Source organism: Mesorhizobium sp. WSM4815 (assembly GCF_055811575.1).
This window is the reverse complement of record NZ_JBVVQS010000102.1, coordinates 320,545-343,074: the sequence shown is the minus strand read 5'-3', so window position 1 is coordinate 343,074 and position 22,530 is coordinate 320,545. Positions and strand designations below refer to the sequence as shown.

Genomic DNA, 22,530 nt, shown 5'->3' with positions numbered 1-22,530 from the left:
ATCAAGTGTCGATGTGCTTGGGAAGGCGCTGGTTAGGCTACAGCGCTTTCAAAAGCGTTCGGCGTGGTGTTCTTGAGGTACTCGAGCGCGACCTTGGCCTTGGCCACAAGGGCGGCAAATGCCTGCGGCTCGTGGATGGCCATGTCCGACAGGACCTTGCGATCGATCTCGATGCCGGCCTTGTTGAGACCGTCGATGAACCGGCCATAGGTCAGGCCATGCTCGTGGGTAGCGGCATTGATGCGCTGGATCCACAGGGCGCGGAACGAACGCTTGCGGTTCTTGCGGTCGCGGTAGGCATACTGCAGCGACTTTTCCACCGCCTGCTTGGCGATGCGAATGGTGTTCTTGCGGCGGCCGTAGAAACCCTTGGCGGCTTTCAGTACCTTTTTGTGCTTGGCGTGCGAGGTGACGCCTCTTTTTACGCGTGCCATGTCATGATCTCCTTAAAACTTGTCCAGACCGAATGCCTTAGAGGCCGTTCGGCAGAAAATTCTTGATGACCTTCTTGCCATCCGGTTCAGCCAGAACCATCGTGCCGCGGGCATTTCGAATGAACTTGTTGGAACGCTTGATCATGCCGTGACGCTTGCCGGCCGCAGCCGACAGGACTTTTCCCGTACCTGTGATCTTGAACCGCTTCTTGGCGGCTGACTTGGTCTTCATCTTGGGCATTTTGCTACTCCGTTTATGTGCGCATCATCGCGCTTTTTGTTCGCTTCAGGCCGACCAAAGCCCGAAAAGCAAATGAAACCGCCACGGCATGCCCTGCCGGGCGGTTTTTGGGAACGGCGGTGCTATACGTCAAAGCGGGCCGGCGTGCAACACCTCGTGCCGACACACAATGGGCCTATGGGAAACGGAACAGCACCGGCAGTATGCCCGATTGCTGGGCGGCGTCGATCGATTCGAAAAACGGCATGGCAACGAGGAACACCAGTCCGTCCAGCAGCGTCGTCCGCAGCAGGCGCGGCTTGAAGCTGCCGGTGTTGCCTTCCTGATACAGCGAAAGCTTCGGGAAGAAGCGCGGCACTCGCGCCATATAGGCCTGGAATGGCGTTCCGAAGGCCTCCTTCAGGAACGTCTCTTCGCGCAGGATGACGACATGAAAGGCGGCGGCGCAAATCACCGCGAAGCCGATCGCCGCAGTGATCGAGCCCATCTGCGCGCCGACGCCGGCGGCAGCTATCGAGGAGAAGACATAGAGCGGATTGCGGGTGATCGAATAGGGTCCGCCGGTAACCACCTCGGAGGATTTGCGTCCGCCGATATAGAGCGTCGACCACAAGCGCCCGACAATGCCAAGAAAGATCAGCAGGACGCCGACCATTTCGATCGTTTCGTGCGGCACGCTTTCGGGAGGAAAAGCAGACTGGCCAAACAGCAGCGCTGCGAACATGACGACCACGAGGGCGGCAAGCACCATCCTGCGCGCGTGCTGATACCTGCCCAGCGCACGCCTGGCCTGCGCTTGTTCGGCCTGCGCCGATTTAACTTCATTGAGCATGTCGGGAATCCAATCGTCGAGGAACTTGCCGGCGATCGCGGCATCCGCAGTTCAATACAGCCAGAAGAGGACGGGAATTACACCGCTTTCCTGTCCGGACTCGATGAGTTCGAAAAACGGTACGGAAGCCACGAACATCAAGCCGTCGCGCAGCGTGTGATTAAAAATGCGCGGTGTGAAGGTGACCTCGGCCTGATCGCGATAAAGCCGGGGATTGGGAAAAAACCGCGGCACCCGTGCGATGTAGTCCTTGTACGGCGCCCCGAGCACGGTCGTCAAATGCCGTTCCTCGCGGAGCGTGACGATGTAGAACGCGGCCGCGCACAAAACCGCCGACGCCACCGAGACGATCACGCTGCCGGTCTGGGCGCCGATGCCGGCGGCCCCTATGGTGGAGAAAAAATACAGCGGGTTGCGCATCACCGAATATGGGCCGGTAGCAACCAGTTCGGCCGACTTGCGGCCGCCGATATAGAGGATCGACCAGAGCCGGCCGCCGATCCCGATCAGTATCAGGGCGATGCCGTACTGCCCCTCTATGCGTTCGTGGCCTAGTTCATCGTGGGTGGAGCCGCCGAAGATCAGCAAAGCGCAAAAAGCACCGATCAGCAGCGCCAGCAGGACGCGCCGGCGCCGCTGATAGCGGCCCATTTCGTCGAACGATCTTTCAATCGGAGAACGTGCCGCAGCGGCCATGGACAATCCTTTCGCCGCGAGGACCGGCAACCGGAATCCTTGTCGATGCAACTTGCGGAGAAATCATGGCGAAGACAAAAACAAACAAAAGGCCGCCGAAGCGGCCTTTGCTTTGACGGGACCGCTTTAGCGGAATCGCTTAGCGGGGCGCCAGCACCATCATCATCTGGCGGCCTTCGAGCTTCGGTTCGGCTTCGACTTTGGCGATGGGTGCAACTTCCTCGCGAACCTTGTTCAAAAGCTGCATGCCGAGTTCCATATGCGCCATCTCGCGGCCGCGAAAGCGCAATGTCAACTTGACCTTGTCACCTTCCTCGAAAAACCGCCGGACCGCTTTCATCTTGGTCTCGTAGTCATGGCTGTCGATGTTCGGGCGCATCTTGATCTCTTTGATCTCGATGACCTTCTGGTTCTTGCGCGCCTCGGCCGCCTTCTTCTGGTTGGCGTATTTCAGCTTGCCGAGATCGAGAATTTTTACGACGGGCGGCACTGCGTTGGGCGATATCTCGACCAGATCGAGCCCAGCCTCTTCGGCGAGCAGCAATGCGTCGTTGATGGAGACATCGCCATGGTTGTGGCCTTCGGCGTCGATAAGCTGGACCCGGGGAACCCGGATGTCACGGTTGGAGCGCGGGCCCTCCTTGGTGGGCGCCGTTGCTTTGAAAGGTCTGCGAATGGTCGTGGTCTCCTTGAGCCGTTTCGTTGGGGGTTTTCAATTCAGAATTGCGAACGCGCCAATGTGGTGAGCGCGCGGCCGGAGTCAATAGCACAGCGCTCACAGGAAATCACCTGTTCCCTGACTTCTGCCTGCACCAAACGAAGAAAGTTGCCGAGCACTTTTCGTTGAACCGTCCGCTGTGTCAAAAGACCTGCGTAAGGAGTGAGCCATGACCGCACCGGTTTTTCTCGACGTCGACGGAACCAGCATCGCTGTCAGGCGCGCTGCGGGTGCCGAGCCAGGCATTGTCTGGCTCGGCGGCTACAAGTCGGACATGCTGGGCACCAAGGCCGAGAAGCTGGCGGAATGGGCGAGCGGGCAAGGCCGGGCTTTCCTGCGTCACGACTATTCCGGTCACGGCGAATCGGGCGGCGCCTTTGCGGACGGCACCGTCTCGAACTGGCTTTCGCAAAGTCTCGCCGTCTTCAATCATTTCACGCAAGGCAGGCAAATCCTGGTCGGCTCCTCGATGGGCGCATGGATCGCGCTGCGCATGGTCCAGGAATTGCGCCAGGAATTGCACACGCCAGGCGAGAACCGCATCGCCGGTCTGGTGCTTCTAGCGCCGGCGCCGGATTTCACCGCCGAGTTGGTCGAGCCGGCGCTGACCAAAGCGCAGAAGCGCGATCTTGCCAAAAAAGGTTTTTTCGAGGAGCCGTCGGACTATTCGGCCGAGCCTTACATCTACACCCGAGCGCTGATCGAGGACGGCCGCAACAACCGGGTGCTGACCGGGCCGATCGACACCCACTGCCCCGTCCACATATTGCAAGGGCTGGCCGATGCCGACGTGCCGCCGAGCCATGCGCTGAAACTGGTCGGCCTGCTGCCGGCCGACGACGTCACGCTGTCGCTGATCCCCGACGGCGACCATCGCCTGTCGCGGCCTCAGGATCTCGACATGCTGGTGCGGGCGGTCAATGCCATCGTGCGGCAGGCAGGCTAGGACATGCGCATTTCCATTCCGGTATCCGCCTTCGTTGCAGCGATTGTCGGCTTCGGCGGCACGTTGGCCATCGTCATCGCCGCCGCCAAGGCAGTCGGTGCGACGCAAGTCGAAACCGCGAGCTGGGTGACGGCGATCTGCCTCGCGATGGCGATCGAGAGCCTGTGGCTGTCGTGGCGCACCAGGATGCCGGTCATCGCCGCATGGTCGACGCCGGGGGTGGCGCTGATCGCGGCGTCGAGCGGCTTTTCGATCAACGAGGCCGTCGGCGCCTTCATCGTCACCGGGATTTTGCTGATTGCCACCGGCCTGTTCAGGCCCTTGACCAAGCTGATCGCCAGGATACCGGCCTCGGTCGCGTCGGGGATGCTCGCCGGCATCGTCGTCACCTTCGCCATCAATGCGGTGAAGGCGATTCCCGTCGACCCGTGGCTGATCCTGCCGCTGATCGCCGCCTTCTTTGTCATCCGCCTGTTCAATCCGGCGCTCTCGGTGCTGGCGGTGCTGATCGGCGGCGGCGCTGCCGCCTTCCTCACCGGCCGGGTCGGTGGTCTGCCGACCCCGGAACTTTCGACATTGACGCTGATTGCGCCGCAGTTCACCGTCACGGCGATCATCGGCTTGGCGCTGCCGCTTTATCTCGTCACCATGGCGTCGCAGAACCTGTCCGGCCTCGCCGTGCTGAGGGCGGCGGGCTACCACCCGGAACCTGGCCCGCTGATCGGCGTCACCGGCCTGCTTTCGCTGCTGTCGGCACCATTCGGGGCCTCGACCACCAACCTGGCGGCGATCTCGGCGGCGATCTGCACCGGCCCCGACGTGCATCCCGATCCGGGCGAGCGCTGGAAGACCGGTCCCTTCTACGCGCTTGCCTACCTCGTCTTCGCCATTTTCGGCGCCTCGCTGGTGGCGATCTTCGCCGTGCTGCCGCAGAGCCTGATCGTACTTGTCGCCGGACTGGCGCTGATGGCGCCGCTCGCCAACGCGCTGTCGATCGCCTTGAAGGAAGACGGCGAACGCATGGCCGCTACCGTCACCTTTGCCGTCACCGCCTCGGGGCTGACGCTGTTCGGCGTCGGTGCGGCGTTCTGGGGCCTGATTGCGGGCCTGGTCGTCCTTTTCCTTGAAACGCTCAAAAAGCGATAATCATTTCAAACGCTTGTCCGGTTTTGGCCGACACTGTCTTGAATCGCCGTTTTTCTCATCCCATTTCGATTCCACGCAGCCGGGATTGGCTGTCTCCAACTGAAGGATTGGGAGAAAATGAACACATCTGCATTGATCCGTCCGGCATGGACGCCGGCGACCATCGCTCTGATGGTGATCGGTTTTATGGTGTTCTGGCCGCTCGGCCTCGCCATGCTCGCCTACATCATCTGGGGCGACCGGCTTGACGGCTTCAAGCGCGACGTCAACCGCGCGACCGACGGCATCTTCGCCGGCTGCCGCCGCGGTTCCGACAAAGCGGCGCGCTGGGGCCACGGCTCTGCCCGCACCGGCAACGTCGCTTTCGACGACTGGCGCGAAAAAGAACTCGAGCGGCTCAATGAAGAGCGCCGCAAGCTCGACGAGATGCTGAGCGAGTTCGACGAATACGCCAGGGAATTGCGTCGCGCCAAGGACCAGGAAGAGTTCGACCGCTTCATGGCGAACCGCAACAAGTCGACGTCGCCCACAACCGGCGGGCCCACAACCGGCGGTGGCAAATCCACGCCAGGCCTGCTTGACGAGTAAGTCACTTGCCTCGACATAAATAATAATCAAAAACGGCGTCGCGTCAGCGGCGCCGTTTCTTTTTTGTTCTATTCGTTTTCCTCGAATCACGTATCGTTCCGGCCATGTCATTCGGCTTCTTCCGCAACCTGACCAAACCCAGGCCCGCCCCCGTCGTGGAGCGGGAGCATTGTGTTGCCGGCCGCACGCTGCCGCTCAAGATCGTCGAGAGCGACCGGGCGCGGCGATTGACGCTGCGCATCGATTCCGGTGGCCGGGGCCTGCGCATCACCGTGCCACCGGGCCTGCGGCGAGGCGAGGTGGAAAAATTCCTTGACCGCCATCAGGACTGGCTGGAGCAGCGGCTGGCCAAGGTGCCCAACCGGCCGCAGGTGCGGCCCGGCATCAAAATACCGGTGCGCGGCGTGCCGCATCGCATCGTTCATGAGCCCTCGAAACGCGGTACCGTCACGCTGTCGTGCGACGAACGCGGTCCGCTGATGATCGTGCATGGCGAGCGCGTGCACCTGCCGCGCCGCATCGCCGATTTCCTCAAGCGCGAGGCCAAGCGCGAGATCGAGCGGTTGGTGGTCAGGCACACCGGGACGATCGGCAAGCGCGCCAAGGCAATCCGCTTCAAGGACACGTCGAGCCGCTGGGGGTCATGCACGTCGGACGGCAACCTGTCGTTCTCCTGGCGGATCATGATGGCGCCGCGACCGGTCATAAACTACCTCGTCGCGCATGAGGTGGCGCATCTCAAGGAGATGAACCACGGCCCGAAATTCTGGAAATTGTGCGAACAGCTCTGCCCCGACACCGAGCGCTGCAAGGACTGGCTCAAGCGCAATGGTGGCGCGCTGCAAGCGATCATGTTCGAATAGGGTCCGGAATAGTGAATAGTGAATAGTGAATGGGAGTGAGTAGTGAGAGAGCCTCCTTCACTATTCACTATTCACTATTCACTATTCACTATTCACTATTCACTATTCACTACTCCTGCACTGCCGCTCAGTCGTCATTCGCCGCATTCAACTCCTCCGGCCTCAAGCCTTCGTCGGTATGGCGCGGCCATGGCAGGAAGTCCTTCTTGAAGGCGTTGCTGCCGAAATAGTCGAGCGCGCGGTGTGCCTCGGCGCCATTGAATGCGGCCTTGTCCATCAGATGGGCGATGACCTCGCGAGCCTGGGCGACTTTTTGCCTGAGTTGGGCGACGGTATCGTCTGCCATGCTGTTTGCTCCCGCCTGTATTATCTGAAGTAAGTAGCCCGTTCCGCTCTCTTGTCTTAGGAAGGTAGCGCGTTCCGCGCCGGTGGCAAACATGCGCTTTTTCTCGACTCTTTTGCCGTTTCGTGCCAATCCCCGCGTCATGGCGCTCGACATCAAGATATGCGGACTGAAGACCGACAAGGCATTGGCCGCGGCATTGGCCGGCGGCGCCAGCCATGTCGGCTTTATTTTCTTTGCCAAAAGCCCGCGCTATGTCGAGCCGGCGGAAGCCGGCCGCTTGCGCGAAGCGGCAATTGGCAAGGCCAGGGCGGTTGCCGTGACAGTCGACGCCGGCGATGCGTTTCTGGATGAAATCGTCGAAAAAATGCAGCCCGACATGCTGCAGCTGCATGGCTCGGAAACGCCGGAGCGGGTGGCCGAGATCAAGGCCCGCTATGGCCTGCCGGTGATGAAGGCGCTGCCGGTCAGCGAGGTTGCCGACCTGGAGCGGATAAGACCCTTCGTCGGCGTTGCCGACCGTTTCTTGTTCGACGCCAAGCCGCCGAAGGGTTCGCAACTGCCGGGCGGCAACGGCATTGCTTTCGACTGGCGCATTCTGGCCGGCCTTGACGCAAGCGTCGATTACATGCTTTCCGGTGGGCTCAACGCCGCCAACATCGGCGATGCCTTTCGGCTTGCCAACCCGCCCGGACTAGACATTTCCTCAGGCGTGGAAAGCGCGCCGGGCGTCAAGGATCCGGCGCTGATCGAACAGTTTTTCCGGGCCGTCAAGGCAGCACGCGACAGCCGCGCCGCCTGACCGTGCTTCAAACCACAAGCTAGGAGATCGGCGATGAACAAGCCGGCGATACCCAATTCCTTCCGCACCGGACCCGACGAGCAGGGCATGTTCGGCATCTTCGGCGGTCGTTTCGTTGCCGAAACATTGATGCCGCTGATCCTCGACCTCGAGCGGCACTGGAACGAGGTCAAGGACGATCCGGATTTCAAGGCCGAACTGACTGACCTTTCGACCCACTATGCCGGGCGGCCGTCGAAGCTTTATTTCGCCGAAGGCCTGACCAGGCATCTTCGCGAGGTTTCCGCGGCTAAGGGCCTCGGGGGCGGCGCAAAGGTCTATTTCAAGCGCGAGGATCTGAACCACACCGGCTCGCACAAGATCAACAACTGCCTCGGCCAGATCCTGCTGGCCAAGCGCATGGGCAAGAAACGCATCATCGCCGAGACCGGCGCCGGCCAGCACGGCGTGGCGTCGGCCACCGTGGCGGCGCGTTTCGGCTTTCCGTGCGTCGTCTACATGGGCGCCACCGACGTCGCCCGGCAAAGCCCGAACGTCTTCCGCATGAAGCTGCTCGGCGCCGAGGTGCGGCCGGTGAGCGCTGGCCACGGCACGTTGAAGGACGCCATGAACGAAGCTCTTCGAGATTGGGTAACCAATGTCGAGGATACCTACTACCTGATCGGCACCGCCGCCGGCCCGCACCCCTATCCGGAGCTGGTGCGCGACTTCCAGTCGGTGATCGGCATCGAGGCGCGCGCCCAGATCCTCGAGCAGGAAGGCCGGCTGCCGGACACGATCATCGCCGCCGTCGGCGGCGGCTCCAACGCCATCGGCCTTTTTCACCCGTTCCTCGACGACCGCAGCGTAAAGATCATCGGCATCGAGGCCGGTGGCCGCGGCCTCGACGGCATCGAGCATTGCGCCTCAATGAACGCCGGCGCGCCCGGCGTGCTGCACGGCAACCGCACCTATCTCCTGCAGAACGCCGACGGGCAGATCATGGACGGGCATTCGATTTCGGCCGGCCTCGACTATCCCGGCGTCGGGCCGGAGCATTCCTGGCTGCGCGACAGTGGCCGCGTCGACTATGTGCCTGTTCTCGACGACGAGGCGCTGGAGGCGTTTCAGTTGACGACACGCGTCGAAGGCATCATTCCGGCGCTCGAATCCGCCCATGCCATCGCGCATGCGGTGAAGATCGTGCCCGCCATGGACAAGGACCAGATCGTCATCGTCAACCTGTCCGGCCGCGGCGACAAGGACGTGCATACGGTGGCCAATATGCTGGGCATGGAGATCTGATCATGACCACCCGCATCGACCGCCGTATGGCCAAGCTGAAGGCCGAAGGGCGCCCGGCACTCGTCACCTATTTCATGGGTGGCGACCCCGACTACGACACCTCGCTGTCGATCATGAAGGCATTGCCCGGCGCCGGCAGCGACATCATCGAGCTCGGCATGCCGTTTTCCGATCCGATGGCCGACGGCCCGGCGATCCAGGCGGCCGGCCTGCGCGCGCTGAAAGGCGGGCAGACGCTGGTCAAGACGCTGAAGATGGCGTCGGAATTCCGTGCCGCCGACAATGAAACGCCGATTGTTTTGATGGGCTACTACAATCCGATCTACATCCACGGCGTCGACCGCTTCCTCGGCGATGCGCTGGCCAGCGGCATAGACGGGCTGATCGTCGTCGACCTGCCGCCGGAAATGGATGAGGAGCTGTGCATTCCGGCGCTGAAGGCCGGCATCAATTTCATCCGGCTGGCGACGCCGACCACCGACGACAAGCGCCTGCCCAAGGTGCTGCAGAACACCTCTGGCTTCGTCTATTACGTGTCGATGACCGGCATCACCGGCTCAGCACTTGCCGACACCGGCAAGGTGGCGGCGGCGGTCGGGCGCATCAAGGGCCATACCGACCTGCCGGTCTGCGTCGGCTTCGGCGTCAAGACCGCCGAGCAGGCGCGCATCATCGGAGCGTCGGCCGACGGCGTCGTCGTCGGCACTGCGATCGTCAATGCGGTCGCCAATGTTCTGGGGCCGAAGGGCGAAAAGACCGCCGACCCGGCCGAGGCGGTCGCCACGCTGGTCAGCGGGCTTTCGCAAGGCGTGCGCGCGGCCCGCCTTGCTGCCGCCGAATAGTCTTGATCTTCTGGTTGACCATGATCTCCACCGAAAACCGGTTTCCACTTTTCGGGATCATGGTCTAACTCTTCGTCAGGACAGGAGCCGAAGCGATGAACTGGATCACCAACTACGTTCGACCGAAGATCAATTCGATGCTCGGCCGGCGCACCGACATGCCTGAAAACCTCTGGATCAAGGATCCGGAGACCGGCGAGATGGTCTTCCACAAGGATCTGGAGCAGAACCAGTTCGTCATCCCGTCCTCCGGCCATCACATGAAGATCTCGGCCAGGGAGCGGCTGAGATTCTTCATGGACGACGGCAAGTACGAGATGCTCGAAAACCCCAAGGTGGTGCAGGATCCGCTGAAATTCCGCGACGAGAAGCGCTACACCGACCGGCTGAAGGACGCCAAGGCCAAGACCGGGCTGGAGGACGCGATCATCAATGCGCTGGGCACCGTCGAAGGCCTGCCGGTGGTGGTGACCGTGCAGGACTTCGCCTTCATGGGCGGCTCGCTCGGCATGGCCGCCGGCGACGCCATCGTTCGTGGCTTCGAGGTCGCAGTGCAACGCAAGCGGCCGCTGATACTGTTCGCGGCCTCCGGCGGCGCCCGCATGCAGGAGGGCATCCTGTCGCTCATGCAATTGCCGAGAACCACGATCGGCGTCGATCGGCTGAAGGAAGCCGGTCTTCCCTATATCGTCGTTCTGACCAATCCGACTACCGGCGGCGTCACTGCCTCCTACGCCATGCTGGGCGACGTGCACATCGCCGAGCCCGGCGCGCTGATCGGCTTTGCCGGGCCGCGCGTCATCGAGCAGACGATCAGGGAAAAGCTGCCCGACGGCTTCCAGCGCTCCGAGTATCTGATGGAGCACGGCATGGTCGACATGGTGGTGTCGCGGCTGGAGATGCGCCAGACGATCGCACGGCTCCTGAAAATGCTGCTCAAGCTGCCGGAAGAAGAAAAGCCGCTGGAACCGGAAATCCTGCCGCCGGTGGCGGTCCCGGCGGAAGCACGCCCGCAAGCCTGACGCGACATCCGTCGTCGCGAACCGCGATTGCGCGCCATCTGTGGCGCTGTAGCATCTTGATTTCACGCATGATTCCTTTCCGAAAATCGATTTCGATTTTTCGGGGTCATGCGCTAGGATTCTCCCATGAGCACGCTTGCCGCCGACCGCGAAATCGAAAGCCTGATGTCGCTTCATCCGAAGGGCTTCGATCTTTCGCTCGACCGCATTTCGCGGCTGCTGGAGCGGCTTGGCAATCCGCAGGACCATCTGCCGCCGGTCATCCACATCGCCGGCACCAACGGCAAGGGCTCCTGCGCCGCGTTTTCGCGGGCGCTACTCGAAGCGGCCGGCCACCGCGTCCATGTCCACACATCGCCACATCTGGTGAACTGGCATGAGCGCTATCGGCTGGCCGCCGATGGCGGCGGCAGGCTGGTCGAGGACGAGGTCTTCGCCGATGCCATCGCCCGCGTCGCCAAGGCCAATGAAGGCCAGAAGATCACCGTCTTCGAGATCCTCACCGCCGTCACCTTCCTGCTGTTTTCCGAACATCCGGCAGATGCCGTCATCATCGAGGTCGGCCTTGGCGGCCGCTTTGATGCCACCAATGTCATCACCGAGCCGGCGGTGTCGGTGATCATGCCGGTCTCGCTCGACCACGAATCCTTTCTCGGCGACCGTGTCGAACTGATCGCAGCCGAAAAGGCCGGCATCATCAAGAGCGGTTGCCCGGTGGTCATTGGCGCGCAGGAAAGCGAAACGGCGCTTCAGGTGCTTATCGAAACCGCCGAGCGGCTCGACTGTCCCGCCTTCGTCTATGGCCAGGATTTCCTCGCCTTCGAGGAAAACGGCCGGATGGTCTATCAGGACGAAGACGGGCTGATGGACCTGTCGCCACCGCGCCTGCCAGGGCGCCACCAGTTCGCCAATGCGGCGGCGGCGATTGCGGCGGTCAAGTCGGCAGGTTTCGAGATCAGCCATCGCGTCGCCGACAAGGCGATGGCCAATGTCACCTGGCCGGGGCGGATGCAGAAATTGCCGCAAGGCAGGCTGACGGAACTGGCGCCAAAGGGCGCCGACATCTGGCTCGACGGCGGCCACAATCCCGGCGCCGGCGTGGTCGTTGCCGAGGCATTGGCCGAGCAGGAGGAAAAAAACCCGCGGCCGCTGTTCTTGATTTGCGGCATGATCAACACCAAGGACCAGAGCGGCTATTTCCGCGCCTTCAAGGGCCTGGTGCGGCATGTCTACACGGTGCCGGTGAGCCTCAGCGAGGCCAGTGTGCCGAATGACGAACTGGCGATCCGCGCCGTCGAAGCCGGCCTGTCGGCCGAACCGGTGAGCTCCGTCGCCAATGCGCTGATGCTGCTGCGCGACACATGGGACGGACCGCCACCGCGCATCCTGATCAGCGGCTCGCTCTATCTGGCCGGCGCGGTGCTGGCCGAAAACGGCACGCCGCCGGTTTGAGCGGCGCGTTCATCAGGCCACGATGACCTGACTTTGTCAGATCATCGCGAGGAGCCAGTCATGATCAAGGTAAAACAGCTCGCTCACGTTTGCATCTTCGCAGATGATCTCGAAGTGACGCGAAGCTTCTATCGGGACGTCCTCGGCATGGACACCCAGTTCAACTTCCTGCGCGACGGCAAGATTTTCGGTTTTTACCTCAATTGCGGCAACCGCAGCCACGTCGAGGTGTTCCAGAAAGACGAGGCCAGCTATAGCGACTTGAACCAGATCAACCACTTCTGCCTTGAAGTGGAAAACCTTGACGCCGCGATCCCCCACGTAAGAGCGAAAGGCGTTGAAGTCACGTCAAAGAAACACGCATGCGATGATACCTACCAGGCTTGGATTCGCGATCCTAACAACGTGAAGATAGAACTGTTTGAATACACAGAGAAAAGTGCGCAGTTCGTCGGAGGCGATCGCATCGCGGATTGGTGATCGCCTCACGCCTATGGCGGAGATGGCCTCGGTGGGGACTACTTCAGCTCAATCTCGATGAAGGCATACTCGCCCTCATTGGCATTGATGACGTCGTGCTCCACGCCCTCCTTGCGGAAATAGGGCGCTCCCTTCTTCATTTCGGCGAAGGATTCGCCGTCCTTGGTCAGGAGCTTGAGCTTGCCGTCCATCAGCGGCACGACGACATAATCATGGCCATGGCGGTGCCAGCCGGTATTGTCGCCCGGCGCGAAGCGGTATTCGGTGACGATGACGCGCTCATTGTCGATGAAGACGGTGGCCTTGGCGGATCCGGTCAAGTCGTTCTCCTGCTTTAAGCCAGACAAGAACATGGGCCGGCAAGTGGCGAGTGCCACGGCGGACCAGCCGCATGACCCAGAAAATCCCGATCCGATCTTCGGTCAGATCAAGTGCAGCAGCGTCCTTCGCGCGTCCAGGGGGAAGCGCGGTACATTAGATGACGCAGCAAAAAGCCCGGCGCGAGGGCCGGGCTTGTCTGCGGATTTCCGCCGGATCAGGCGAGATTGCCGTTGATCCAGTGCGACAGCGCCGTCTTCGGAGCGGCGCCGACCTTCATGTCGGCCATTTCGCCGCCCTTGAAGATCATCAGCGTCGGGATCGAGCGCACGCCGAACTGCGCGGCCAACTCGGGATTCTCGTCGATGTTGAGCTTGGCGATCTTGACCTTGCCGCCGAGTTCGATGGCGATGTCTTCCAGCGCCGGCGCGATCATCTTGCACGGGCCGCACCATTCCGCCCAGAAATCGACGACGACCGGCTCCTTGGCGTCAAGCACATCGGTCTGGAAATTGCTCTTGTCGACCTTGACGGTGGCCATGCGAAAATCCTTTCGAGAGTTGTTGTCGCACCAAATGTGGTGGTGATCGCGCCCTTCTTCAAGCAGCTGTTGTGTCACGCTCCCGTGAGTCGGGCAAGGGCGTCGTCCATCACCGCCGGCGGCAGCTCGATCAATCGTGGCGCTTCAGTGAACAGCAGCGCCGCCGAGACCTCATGTCCGGGATAAAGCGGCTGGAGCAGTGCGCGATAGAGCGCGAGCTGCAGGACATAGGCCGGTGGAACGTCCGCCAGCGCTGCAGGCGCCGGCCGGTTGGTCTTGTAGTCGACGATCGACACCCTGCCTGATGTGACCGCCAGCCGGTCGATCTTGCCGGAGATCGAGCGCAGCTTGCCCTTGACCTCCAGGCTGCCCATGACCGCGACCTCAGCGCGTGAATTCGGCGCAAACAGCTGATCGAAGCGGCTGTCGGCAAGGATCGTCGCCACCGAAGCCAAAGCCTTGTCGCGCTCGCTTTCAGGCCATTGCGCGCCAGCGCGCTTGAGGTAGCGCTCCGCGGCATCGCGGCGTTCGGTCTCGGCAATGCCGGGCAGCATCTGCAGCAATTTGTGCAGCGCCAGCCCCCGCATGACCGCAAAGCCAGGTTCTGCCTCGGTGTCCAGTACCGGCGAGCCGGTGTCGATTACGGCTTGCCTGGCCTCGTCGATCAGCGCCGAGGCGCCGGACGGCGACAGCGGCCGCGGCAGATCCTCGAAGGGCGGCAAGGGCTGGAACAGGCTCTTTGGCAACGGCTCGAACTGTTGCGCCTGCCGCGCCTGTTCGGCGGCCGCCTGTGCGACGGGCGGCAATTTTGTCACGTGAAAGCGATGCACGGTCTCGCCGGTGGTGGGGTGCTGCCGCTCGATGCTTTCGGGGGCGCCGACCAGCGCGCGGCTGACGATCGAATGCCAGGTGCCGGCATTCGGCGCCCGCTTGCCGTGATAGCCGCAGACGATCAGCCGGTCCTCGGCGCGGGTCATGCCGACATAGAGCAGCCGGCGGTATTCGTCGTCGGCCAGTTCGCGCGCGCGGACCGAAGCGGCCCGCGAAAAGCCATTGGCGACATCGCTGGCCGAACGCCAGAGATAGCCCTTGCCGTCCCAGTGTTGGCCCGAGCCATCGAACGGCATCAGTCGCGGCAGATGCTGATCGCTGAACGGCGCCGAGCCACCATCGACCAGGAACACGACAGGCGCCTCGAGGCCCTTGGCGGCATGAACGGTCATGACCCGAACCTCGTCGCGGGTCTGGCCCATTTCGCGCTTGATCTCGGGGCCGGCATTCTCCAGCGTCGCCAGGAAGGATTCCAGTCCCGGCAGGCCGGTCCGCTCCTCGGCCAGGCAGAAGCTCAGGAATTCGTCGAGGATGTCGCCGGCTTCCGGCCCGAGCCGCGCGATCATTTTCTTGCGCAAGCCGTCGCGGGCGAGAGCCCCGGCATAGAATTCGAACACCGGCCTGAATGCGGCTTCATCGGACCATGTGTCGAGCTGGGCAGCGATTGCGGCCAAGGCAGCGCTTTCGCCTGCCTGCTGCCTGAGCGATGCGATCAGCGAGAGGCCGGACGGCCGGACGCCGGCGAGCGCGAAAAGCGTCTCTTCCGAAACGTCGAAAATCGGGCTGCGCAGCACGGCGGCGAGCGACAGATCGTCCTCGGGCTGGACCAGAAAGTGGCCGAGCGCGATCAGATCCTTGACCGCGATATGACCGGGCAGGCTGAGGCGGTCGGCGCCGGCGACCGGGATGTCGCGGTGCTTCAGTGCGCGCGTCAGCGCATGGACGAAACGATCGCGCTTGCGCACCAGCACCAGCACGTCGCCGGGCCGAAGCTTCTTGCCGCGGCCCTCGATGATCTCGCCAGCGCCGATCCAGCCGGCAATGGTTGCCGCGACGTTTTCGGCAACACGCACCGCCGGTGCATGGGCGTGGTCGACGGCTTGCGTCCAGTCGTCGGGTTCGTCGACGACGTCGGCGCCGATCGACGGCCAGACCTCGACATAGCCCGGCGCATCGCTGCGGATCGCCTTGTGGGTCAGCGGGTCGGGATCGTGGCTGATGCCGCGCCGCACGAGCGGGTCGGCAAAGACACGGTCCACCGCCGCAAGCACGTCTTCGGTCGAGCGGAACGACCAGGTCAGCTTGAGATCGGCGAAGGCGGCTTTGGCGTCGCGCACTTTTGCGGAAAACAGCAGCCTTGAGTCGGCGAAGGAGTCGGGCGCCGCTCCTTGAAAGGAATAGATCGACTGTTTTTCGTCGCCGACGGCGAACACCGTGCGGTGAACATTGTCGCGTGCGCCGAGCCCGGCAAAGAATTCCTCGGCCAGTCGCTTCACCACCTCCCACTGGTCGGGACTGGTGTCCTGCGCCTCGTCGAGCAGGATATGGTCGATGCCCTGGTCGAGCTTGTATTGCACCCAGGGGCCGGCGTCGGGCCGTGCCAGGAGATTGACCGTTCGGGTGATGAGGTCGTTGAAATCGAGGAAGCCGCGGGCGCGCTTCAGGTGCTCGTAGCGGGCGATCAGCCAGTCGGCGATGGTCAGCGCGGCACGTGTGCCCTCCAGCATCCTGAACAAGGCCAATCGGTCGGAGATTTCAAGAATGGCATCGACCGCTGACAGATAGCGCTCGGCAAGATCCGGCAGCCGGTCGAGCAACGCCTTCTTGAACATTGCCGGCTCATAAGGCTCGCCATCGCCTCGCAGGAAGGCTTTTGCCAGCAGATGCAGCCGGCGAACCGGATCATCCTCGGCGAAGGCAAGGCGCGCATAGGGCAGAACGTTGTTGAGCACGAAGCGGGCATCGGCGGCTTCGGCAGCGCGGGCAAAGGTGATGAAATAGTCCGGCAGGAAGCCCGGCAGCGGCCAGACGGACGCCGCCAGGCCTTCGGCGGTCTGGCCGGCGCGAAACCTGAACTCGTCGAACAGCGCCTGAAAACCATCGCCGCCGGCCGCGCTGATGAAAGCGCGCAGACCGTCGCGCTTGCGCACGATCTCGGCCAGCAAGGCGTCAAGCCCATGTTCGCCGCCGCGTTCCAGAATGGTGGCGAAAGCCTCGGCCAGCCCCGCATCGCCGGCCGCCGTGCCCGAGATCATGTCACGGCGGGCGGCGGCGAAGAGCGACGCCTCCATCTGCGGATCGAGCATTTCGAAATGGGCCGGTATGTTGGCCTCCAGCGGGAACTGGTGCAGCACCGATTCGCAGAAAGCGTGGATGGTCTGGATCTTCAGCCCGCCGGGCGTCTCCAGCGCCTCGGCGAACAGCCGGCGGGCGCGGCGCATGGTTTCGCGATCGGGCTGGCGACCGTCCAGCGTCTCTATCCTTGTCGCCAGTTCTGCGTCGCCAAGCGCCGTCCATTCCGACAATGTCGAAAACACCCGGTTCGACATGTTGGCAGCGGCGGCGCGGGTGTAGGTCAGGCACAGGATCTTCGACGGATCGGTGCCACGCAGCAGAAGACGGATGACGCGCTGGGCCAGCACATGGGTCTTGCCCGATCCGGCGTTGGCCGACACCCAGGCGGAATTTTGCGGATCTGAGGCGCTTGCCTGGCTGACGGCGGTATCGGTCGGGATGGGATAGGCCTTCTTCATGCCTCCCCTCCCTCGTCGTCGGCGTCGCCGCCGGCAGACCATTCGAGCACGCGGGCGAGATGGTCGTAGTCGCCGTCGGTCTCGCCCTCGCGGAACGGCAACGCCCGCGACAGGTATCCGGTAGCCGGGTTGGCATAGTGGATCAGCAGTTTTTCGAGCCGCGCCCAGGCCTCCTCGGCGAGGTCTGCGGCGGTTCGCGGCTTGCGGTTGTATTCGAGGATGGATTCCTCGAACACCTCGCCGTTCGGCTTCAGCCTGATGAAGGCCAACTGCGACGGCTCGCGCGCGCCAAGCCCCTTGAAGGCGCCTCGCCTGAGCAGCGCGCCCTCGAGCGCCAGTTGCGGCGAAAGCAGCGTATGGGCCTGCGCCTTCGACGGCGAAGAGCCGGTCTTGTAATCCAGAATGTCGGCCATGCCGCCGGCCAGGAGATCGACACGATCGGCATAGCCGGACAGCGTCACGCCGGACTGGCCGACGCCTGTTTTCTCGGCGTGCTCCTCGGCATGCCGCATTGTCACGGCGAAGGCGCGGCCGCGTTCCCATTCGATGATGCCGGCGGCGAGCTTTTCGAAACGCGGCCACCACACCGCCTCGACATCGGGAGGAAGGGCCGCCTCGGCAAAGCATGCGCGGCCGGCGGCAATGAGACCGTCCAGCGCCTCCGGCACAAGCGGATCGGCCACGGTCCGCGAAAAGAGATGCAGGATGGCGTGAAACAGCGTGCCGCGTTCGGCAGCACCCGGGTCGCGGATGACCGGGTCGAGCGGCATCAGGCGGAGGATCCTCCTGGCATAGATCGCGTAAGGGTCGCGGCGCAGCGTTTCGATCTCGGTGACCGAGAAATGTTGCGGCCGCACATCCAGCGGTGGCTTCGGCTGCGGCCGCGGCGCGAAGTCTCTTCGTTCGCCGGCATCGAGCGCACGGGCCCAGGACAGGAATTCATCACCACGCCGGCGAAGCACCGCCGCATGGTCCTTGCCTATGAAGGTCAGCAGGCGCTGCAGCCAGCGCGACGGCACCGCCGGCGCGTCGCCGGAGCGGGCGGAGCGCGCCAGCACCACTTGCTTCGCCCCCATCGCCATCTGGAAATCATGGGCGGCCAGGCCGATGCGCCGTTCGGGCGGCTCGAGGTCGATGCCGGTCTTCATCAGCCGGGACATGAAGCGGTCGCTTTCCGGCTTGCGCGGCCACACGCCTTCGTTGAGCCCGCCGACGACCAGCGTATCGACGTTCTGCAACCGGGCTTCCAGCGCACCCCAGATGGCGATGTTCCTGTCGGTGCCTTGTGCCGGCTTGACCGTCTCGGGTGCGATCAGCGCCTCCATCACATCGGGCCATTCGTCGGCTCCGAAGGAGAACGACGCCGAGGCAGCGACCAGCCCGCGCAAGAGCTCGGTGAGCTTTTCGCCGGCGTCGCCGGCATAGAGTTCGCTCAGACTGCCATCCGCGGCGCGGCCGAGACCTTCGAGCGCGACGACGCTGGCCCGGGTCAATTCGGCAAGGTCGGCTTCGGCTTGACTGCGAAAGGCAATCAGCGGCGCCAGCGCAGCAGTAAGGCGGACGAGCAGTTCGCGGGCGCCTTCGATGTTTCGCACGGTCAGGCGGGAAAACCAGAACGGTGGCCGGGTGCTGCCCAGGCCGGTGAGGCGGGCCTCGAAGAGCTCCGGCAGCGAGGCGACGTCGGGGCGGCCGGTGCCGCCGAGCAGCGCCACCAGTTCGACGATCTCCACCGCGCGACGGACGCTTGTGCGTTCCAGACCGAGGCCAAGCAGCGGGTGCTTGAGCAGCGACAGCAGGGCCACGGGATCGCCGGGGCGGAACGCCGCCTGAAGCGCCAGCCTGAGCAGGCTGGCGGCTGGCGTGTTGATGAGCGGTGTGCCGCCCGAATCGTCGGCGACGACACCAAAGCGCAACAGCTCGACCGAGACGCGCCGCGCCAGGGCGCGGTCGCCGGTGACGAGCGCGGCGCGCTGGCCGGGCTGTTCGACGGCGCGTTTCAGCGCGACGGCGATCGCCACCGCTTCGTCGCGCTCGCCGGCGGCTTCGAGCAGCGTCACGTCGGCGAAGGCCTCGGTGATATCGCCGGCCGTAAAGCGGGCGCGCGTCTCGACCCACAGCTCGGTGGTCTCCGCCGGCCGCAGCGCCTCGCCGACAAGTGCGGCGCGCAGCGCGAGCGGCCTTTCGGCAACGGCGATCTCCTCGACATCGCCGCGCAGCACGCCGATCTTGCCGATCAGTTTTGCCAGGCCGTATTGCGGGTGGCCAAGCAAGGCCGGCCGCGCGCCGGGCACCGCAATTGCCTGGAATGACGGCTCATCCAGCATCAGGTCGAGGCCGGGCAGCACGACCGCGCCGCTGGGCAGGCCGGCGATCACCGCAAGCAATTCAGCGGTGGCGGGAATGGACCCGGTGGAGCCGGCGGCGATCACCGGCCCGGTCGGCGGATTGCGCTTCAGCCGCGCTGCTTCCAGCCTTATCAGCGCATTGCGATGCGCAGCCGGGTTGGAGCGATTGCGTTCTTCGAGGAGATTCGGCCAGTTTTCGGTGACGATGCTCAGGAAGTCGAGCGTCACTTGCCACCAGCCGGCGAGGTTGCCGGTCACCAGATCGGCGAGCCTGGTCCAGTCCGTGCCTTCCGTCTCGATCTCGTCCATCAGCCGGGCCAGGTGGCGCGCCAGCCAGATGGCATCGGCGGCCGACGCCGGCACAACGATCTCCTCGTCGAAAAGTGCCGCGACATGCGCCGGCAGGCGGCGTTTCCAGGCGCGCACCAGCGGCGCCAGCAGCAGCAGGCGCTCGATCGCGGCGATCGGCGGCGCGAGGTCGATGGCGGCGGATGCGTCGGCCTCGAACGCGGCCTCGTCCTCGTCGAACTCGCCGAGCGGGCGGATGACCGGCAGGATCGCCGAGCGGCGACCCAGACAGTCGACGAAGACGCCGCGCAGCGCCCGCGCGGCGCGGCGCGTCGGCACGTAGATGGTGGCGTCGGCCAGCGCCAGCGGGTCGCCGTCGAAGCGGAAACCGGAAACGAGGCGCCCTGACAGCAGGGCCTCGGCCAGCGTCGGCAGAAACGGCGCTCCGGGCGGGATCGAGAAAACGCGGCGGGAGCCGCTCATTTCAACTCGGTGAGAGCGCTGGTCAACTCGGTAAGAGTGCCGGGCGACTCAGCAAGAGCGGTGGCAACGACCGCTTCGGCAAGCGGAATGGCGTCAGGCGTGCCAACGGTGATCCAATGGCCGTGCATCACCATGCCGTACAGGCGGCCGGCTGCGATGGCCGCATCGAAATAGGCGTTGAGCGAGTGTGGGCCGGCCGGCGCATCCTTGAAAAGCCTGGGATGGACGATCGCCGCGCCGGCATAGATCAGGCCTGTCGGGTCGCCTTTCGAACGCCGCAAGGCGCCGTCCGGCGCCATCAGGAAATCGGTGCCGCCGCTGTGTCCGGTTGCCGACTGGGAATCCGCGAGCATCAGCAGAATATCCATTTTCGCCGCGTCCCATGCAAGGGCGAGGCGGGCAAGGTTGGGCACGCCGCTGTCGATCCAGAAGGTGTCGGCGTTGACGATGTAAAAGGGAGCCCCTCCTAGTTCCGGCAAAGCATGGACGATACCGCCGGCGGAATCGAGCAGTGTTTGGCTTTCGTCGGAAATAACGACGCGCGGCGCGCGGCGCGCGGCGACGTGGGCGACGATCTGCTCGGGAAAATAATGGACGTTGACGATGGCCTTGTCGACGCCGGCACGAGCCAGGCCGTCCAGGCTCCAGTCAAGCAACGTCTTGCCTGATATCCTGACCAGCGGTTTCGGCATTGTGTCGGTGATTGGCCGCATGCGCTTTCCCAGCCCGGCGGCAAGCACCATTGCGGTTTTGGGGCGTGTCGTCACAGCGGCCGCTCCTCCAGCAGCCCGTGGGCGGTGTAGAAATGCCGCAGGCCGGCAAGTGCCGGATGCGCCAGCGCCCGCCGAAGATAATCGCGAATGCGCGGCAGGTGTTTTAGATAATAGGGCTTGCCGTCGCGCTTTTCGAGCCGGACGAAAATGCCGAGGATCTTCGAATTGCGCTGCGCTGCCATGATCGCATAGGTCTCGACGAATTCGTCTTCGTTAAAAACGCCAGCCTTGTGGCGAGCGGCGATATAGGCATCGAGCGTCCGCCGCTCGATCTCAGGCGAGATCGTAACCCGGGCATCCATGGCGAGAGAGGCGAGATCATAGGCGGAGGGGCCGATCAGCGCGTCCTGGACATCGACGATGCCAAGGCGATCGTGACCGGAACGATTGCCGCGCCAGATGATGTTCGGCGAATGAAAGTCGCGCAGCATGAGCGTGTATTCGCGCCCCTCCAGCCGGTCGAGAGCCGCGTTCCATTGCTTGGTATAGCCGGCGCGCAAGGCATCGCTTGCCGGGCCGCCTGAAATCGCCGGCACATACCAGTCGAGCAGCAATTCGGCTTCGATCATCATGGCGTCGCGGTCGAAAGGCGGCACATCGTGAAAGACGCCGGGCGCGGCCTCGATGCGATCGGGCCACGTCTTGCCGTGCATCATGGCCAGCAGTTCGGCCGCCGCCGCGTAGCGCTCCGCCAGCGGCTGACCGTGCTGGCAGAGAAATTCCTCCGAGCCGAGATGCTCCATGAGAAGAAAGCCCTGGTCCAGATCCTGCGCGTGGATTTCCGGGGCGCTGACGCCGCCGGCCCGCAGTGCCCGATCGATGGCGACGAAGGCAGCGACGGATTGCGCGGTGTGGGCGATCACCGCATAGGGCTTGCCGTCGCGGACCGGCGGCCCGAGCACCAGCCGCGGCGAGTTCATCAACACGCGCGGCGGCAGGCCGGCCAGCGAGACGACCTCATAGGAGCGGGCCGAGGCGTCGCCGATAAAGTAGCGTCTCTGCGCTTCACCCCAGCCGGTTGTTTCCAAAAAATTGCGCATGGCCAACGAGCGCGCCGCGCGCTCGAAGGCAGCGCCTTGTCCCGACAGTCTCGCCAGGCGTCCGGCGTCCTGATGGACGAGTTCGATGAGCACCGAAGTCTTTGGCAAATAGGCCGCTGCCCGCTCCGGCCATTCGACCAGCGCAGCGCCCTGCGCCAGCGCCTCGTCGAAACCCAGTTCGTCCAGTTCGGACGCCGCGGACAGGCGATAGAGGTCGAAATGATGGACGGGGACGCGCGCCTCATAGCTCTGGACCAGCGTGAAGGTCGGGCTCGGCACGTCGAGACCGGCATCGTCGGTCATTGCCCTGATCAGCGCCCGGGCCAAACTCGACTTGCCGGCGCCGAGATCGCCTCTGAGAGCCAGCACGTCGCCGGGGCGCAGCGACATGGCCAGATCCTCGCCCAGCCTTGCGGTCGCAGCCTCGTCGGCGAGAAAACGCTCTAGCACCATGCCTGCCATCGAGCGC

The 22,530-nt window shown here is 63.8% G+C and carries 22 protein-coding genes; 10 read left to right on the top strand and 12 right to left on the bottom strand.

All coding sequences use genetic code 11. The features are described 5' to 3' along the window. Positions 1 to 32 precede the first annotated feature (32 nt). The 5 genes from rplT to infC all read right to left on the bottom strand — a co-directional run bounded on the left by rplT (position 33) and on the right by infC (position 2,879). A complete protein-coding gene (rplT, locus tag AC0L2B_RS30435) occupies positions 33 to 434 on the bottom strand; it encodes a 50S ribosomal protein L20 (protein ID WP_023796882.1) in 402 nt (133 codons plus the stop codon). A gap of 37 nt (positions 435 to 471) precedes the next feature. Next, positions 472 to 675 carry a 50S ribosomal protein L35 gene (rpmI, locus tag AC0L2B_RS30430; RefSeq protein WP_006201248.1) on the bottom strand — a complete coding sequence of 68 codons (204 nt, stop codon included), beginning with the start codon at positions 673 to 675 and terminating at the stop codon, positions 472 to 474. Positions 676 to 850: 175 nt separating this feature from the next. Beyond that, the gene (locus AC0L2B_RS30425) at positions 851 to 1,507 is read right to left on the bottom strand and encodes a methyltransferase family protein (RefSeq protein ID WP_287171451.1); all 657 of its coding nucleotides are present in this window, start codon (positions 1,505 to 1,507) and stop codon (positions 851 to 853) included. 51 nt (positions 1,508 to 1,558) lie between these two features. After that, positions 1,559 to 2,203: a methyltransferase family protein gene (locus AC0L2B_RS30420; protein WP_023796884.1), complete on the bottom strand. Its 645-nt coding sequence runs from the start codon at positions 2,201 to 2,203 to the stop codon at positions 1,559 to 1,561. 139 nt (positions 2,204 to 2,342) lie between these two features. Next, positions 2,343 to 2,879: a translation initiation factor IF-3 gene (infC, locus tag AC0L2B_RS30415; RefSeq protein ID WP_077374810.1), complete on the bottom strand. Its 537-nt coding sequence runs from the start codon at positions 2,877 to 2,879 to the stop codon at positions 2,343 to 2,345. Positions 2,880 to 3,090: 211 nt separating this feature from the next. On the opposite strand from infC, the gene AC0L2B_RS30410 reads away from it, so the two are divergent. The 4 genes from AC0L2B_RS30410 to AC0L2B_RS30395 all read left to right on the top strand — a co-directional run bounded on the left by AC0L2B_RS30410 (position 3,091) and on the right by AC0L2B_RS30395 (position 6,464). Continuing rightward, positions 3,091 to 3,867 (top strand): alpha/beta hydrolase, encoded by a 777-nt coding sequence (locus AC0L2B_RS30410; protein WP_128170369.1) that lies wholly within the window; start codon positions 3,091 to 3,093, stop codon positions 3,865 to 3,867. A gap of 3 nt (positions 3,868 to 3,870) precedes the next feature. Continuing rightward, positions 3,871 to 5,013, top strand: coding sequence for a benzoate/H(+) symporter BenE family transporter (locus AC0L2B_RS30405; protein WP_236377961.1), 1,143 nt, complete (start codon positions 3,871 to 3,873; stop codon positions 5,011 to 5,013). 117 nt (positions 5,014 to 5,130) lie between these two features. Next, positions 5,131 to 5,601, top strand: coding sequence for a DUF2852 domain-containing protein (locus AC0L2B_RS30400; protein WP_023796888.1), 471 nt, complete (start codon positions 5,131 to 5,133; stop codon positions 5,599 to 5,601). Between the two features lie 104 nt (positions 5,602 to 5,705). Then, a complete protein-coding gene (locus AC0L2B_RS30395; protein WP_027152023.1) occupies positions 5,706 to 6,464 on the top strand; it encodes a M48 family metallopeptidase in 759 nt (252 codons plus the stop codon). 127 nt (positions 6,465 to 6,591) lie between these two features. On the opposite strand, the gene AC0L2B_RS30390 is transcribed toward AC0L2B_RS30395, so the two are convergent. After that, entirely contained in the window at positions 6,592 to 6,810 is a 219-nt protein-coding gene (locus tag AC0L2B_RS30390) for a hypothetical protein (RefSeq protein WP_023796889.1), read from the bottom strand. 139 nt (positions 6,811 to 6,949) lie between these two features. On the opposite strand from AC0L2B_RS30390, the gene AC0L2B_RS30385 reads away from it, so the two are divergent. The 6 genes from AC0L2B_RS30385 to AC0L2B_RS30360 all read left to right on the top strand — a co-directional run bounded on the left by AC0L2B_RS30385 (position 6,950) and on the right by AC0L2B_RS30360 (position 12,689). Then, the gene (locus tag AC0L2B_RS30385; RefSeq protein ID WP_473748265.1) at positions 6,950 to 7,609 is read left to right on the top strand and encodes a phosphoribosylanthranilate isomerase; all 660 of its coding nucleotides are present in this window, start codon (positions 6,950 to 6,952) and stop codon (positions 7,607 to 7,609) included. A 33-nt stretch (positions 7,610 to 7,642) separates the two neighbouring features. Then, on the top strand, positions 7,643 to 8,893 hold the full coding sequence (gene trpB / locus AC0L2B_RS30380) for a tryptophan synthase subunit beta (RefSeq protein WP_473748003.1): 1,251 nt from the start codon (positions 7,643 to 7,645) through the stop codon (positions 8,891 to 8,893). Between the two features lie 2 nt (positions 8,894 to 8,895). Beyond that, the gene (gene trpA / locus AC0L2B_RS30375) at positions 8,896 to 9,735 is read left to right on the top strand and encodes a tryptophan synthase subunit alpha (RefSeq protein ID WP_128172852.1); all 840 of its coding nucleotides are present in this window, start codon (positions 8,896 to 8,898) and stop codon (positions 9,733 to 9,735) included. A 95-nt stretch (positions 9,736 to 9,830) separates the two neighbouring features. After that, on the top strand, positions 9,831 to 10,757 hold the full coding sequence (accD, locus tag AC0L2B_RS30370) for an acetyl-CoA carboxylase, carboxyltransferase subunit beta (protein ID WP_023796893.1): 927 nt from the start codon (positions 9,831 to 9,833) through the stop codon (positions 10,755 to 10,757). A 126-nt stretch (positions 10,758 to 10,883) separates the two neighbouring features. Beyond that, positions 10,884 to 12,209: a bifunctional folylpolyglutamate synthase/dihydrofolate synthase gene (locus tag AC0L2B_RS30365; RefSeq protein ID WP_023796894.1), complete on the top strand. Its 1,326-nt coding sequence runs from the start codon at positions 10,884 to 10,886 to the stop codon at positions 12,207 to 12,209. 60 nt (positions 12,210 to 12,269) lie between these two features. After that, positions 12,270 to 12,689 (top strand): VOC family protein, encoded by a 420-nt coding sequence (locus AC0L2B_RS30360; RefSeq protein ID WP_473748002.1) that lies wholly within the window; start codon positions 12,270 to 12,272, stop codon positions 12,687 to 12,689. A gap of 38 nt (positions 12,690 to 12,727) precedes the next feature. Here the strand turns inward: AC0L2B_RS30360 and AC0L2B_RS30355 are convergent, their stop codons facing one another. From AC0L2B_RS30355 to tsaE, 6 genes are all read right to left on the bottom strand, one after another. Next, on the bottom strand, positions 12,728 to 13,009 hold the full coding sequence (locus AC0L2B_RS30355) for a cupin domain-containing protein (protein ID WP_023796896.1): 282 nt from the start codon (positions 13,007 to 13,009) through the stop codon (positions 12,728 to 12,730). A gap of 215 nt (positions 13,010 to 13,224) precedes the next feature. Next, positions 13,225 to 13,548 (bottom strand): thioredoxin, encoded by a 324-nt coding sequence (gene trxA, locus AC0L2B_RS30350; RefSeq protein WP_091592579.1) that lies wholly within the window; start codon positions 13,546 to 13,548, stop codon positions 13,225 to 13,227. Between the two features lie 74 nt (positions 13,549 to 13,622). Beyond that, the gene (gene addA / locus AC0L2B_RS30345) at positions 13,623 to 17,132 is read right to left on the bottom strand and encodes a double-strand break repair helicase AddA (RefSeq protein WP_473748001.1); all 3,510 of its coding nucleotides are present in this window, start codon (positions 17,130 to 17,132) and stop codon (positions 13,623 to 13,625) included. Then, positions 17,129 to 20,248, bottom strand: a complete 3,120-nt coding sequence (gene addB / locus AC0L2B_RS30340; protein ID WP_473748000.1) for a double-strand break repair protein AddB — start codon at positions 20,246 to 20,248, stop codon at positions 17,129 to 17,131. The genes addA and addB overlap by 4 nt, the downstream gene beginning before the upstream one ends. Beyond that, positions 20,245 to 21,015, bottom strand: coding sequence for a nucleotidyltransferase family protein (locus AC0L2B_RS30335; protein WP_473523049.1), 771 nt, complete (start codon positions 21,013 to 21,015; stop codon positions 20,245 to 20,247). The genes addB and AC0L2B_RS30335 overlap by 4 nt, the downstream gene beginning before the upstream one ends. Then, a complete protein-coding gene (gene tsaE / locus AC0L2B_RS30330; RefSeq protein WP_473747999.1) occupies positions 21,012 to 22,523 on the bottom strand; it encodes a tRNA (adenosine(37)-N6)-threonylcarbamoyltransferase complex ATPase subunit type 1 TsaE in 1,512 nt (503 codons plus the stop codon). Before tsaE ends, AC0L2B_RS30335 begins: the two co-directional genes overlap by 4 nt. Positions 22,524 to 22,530: the final 7 nt, after the last annotated feature.

Excerpts from the sequence above, each read along its gene's own strand:
- trpB (WP_473748003.1), top strand. The coding sequence starts at position 7,643 with ATGAACAAGCCGGCGATACCCAATTCCTTCCGCACCGGACCCGACGAG.
- addB (WP_473748000.1), bottom strand. The coding sequence starts at position 20,248 with ATGAGCGGCTCCCGCCGCGTTTTCTCGATCCCGCCCGGAGCGCCGTTT.
- AC0L2B_RS30405 (WP_236377961.1), top strand. The coding sequence starts at position 3,871 with ATGCGCATTTCCATTCCGGTATCCGCCTTCGTTGCAGCGATTGTCGGC.
- trxA (WP_091592579.1), bottom strand. The coding sequence starts at position 13,548 with ATGGCCACCGTCAAGGTCGACAAGAGCAATTTCCAGACCGATGTGCTT.
- tsaE (WP_473747999.1), bottom strand. The coding sequence starts at position 22,523 with ATGGCAGGCATGGTGCTAGAGCGTTTTCTCGCCGACGAGGCTGCGACC.
- AC0L2B_RS30400 (WP_023796888.1), top strand. The coding sequence starts at position 5,131 with ATGAACACATCTGCATTGATCCGTCCGGCATGGACGCCGGCGACCATC.
- addA (WP_473748001.1), bottom strand. The coding sequence starts at position 17,132 with ATGAAGAAGGCCTATCCCATCCCGACCGATACCGCCGTCAGCCAGGCA.
- rplT (WP_023796882.1), bottom strand. The coding sequence starts at position 434 with ATGGCACGCGTAAAAAGAGGCGTCACCTCGCACGCCAAGCACAAAAAG.
- rpmI (WP_006201248.1), bottom strand. The coding sequence starts at position 675 with ATGCCCAAGATGAAGACCAAGTCAGCCGCCAAGAAGCGGTTCAAGATC.
- AC0L2B_RS30385 (WP_473748265.1), top strand. The coding sequence starts at position 6,950 with ATGGCGCTCGACATCAAGATATGCGGACTGAAGACCGACAAGGCATTG.
- AC0L2B_RS30395 (WP_027152023.1), top strand. The coding sequence starts at position 5,706 with ATGTCATTCGGCTTCTTCCGCAACCTGACCAAACCCAGGCCCGCCCCC.
- AC0L2B_RS30425 (WP_287171451.1), bottom strand. The coding sequence starts at position 1,507 with ATGCTCAATGAAGTTAAATCGGCGCAGGCCGAACAAGCGCAGGCCAGG.
- trpA (WP_128172852.1), top strand. The coding sequence starts at position 8,896 with ATGACCACCCGCATCGACCGCCGTATGGCCAAGCTGAAGGCCGAAGGG.
- AC0L2B_RS30410 (WP_128170369.1), top strand. The coding sequence starts at position 3,091 with ATGACCGCACCGGTTTTTCTCGACGTCGACGGAACCAGCATCGCTGTC.
- AC0L2B_RS30420 (WP_023796884.1), bottom strand. The coding sequence starts at position 2,203 with ATGGCCGCTGCGGCACGTTCTCCGATTGAAAGATCGTTCGACGAAATG.
- AC0L2B_RS30365 (WP_023796894.1), top strand. The coding sequence starts at position 10,884 with ATGAGCACGCTTGCCGCCGACCGCGAAATCGAAAGCCTGATGTCGCTT.
- AC0L2B_RS30360 (WP_473748002.1), top strand. The coding sequence starts at position 12,270 with ATGATCAAGGTAAAACAGCTCGCTCACGTTTGCATCTTCGCAGATGAT.
- AC0L2B_RS30390 (WP_023796889.1), bottom strand. The coding sequence starts at position 6,810 with ATGGCAGACGATACCGTCGCCCAACTCAGGCAAAAAGTCGCCCAGGCT.
- accD (WP_023796893.1), top strand. The coding sequence starts at position 9,831 with ATGAACTGGATCACCAACTACGTTCGACCGAAGATCAATTCGATGCTC.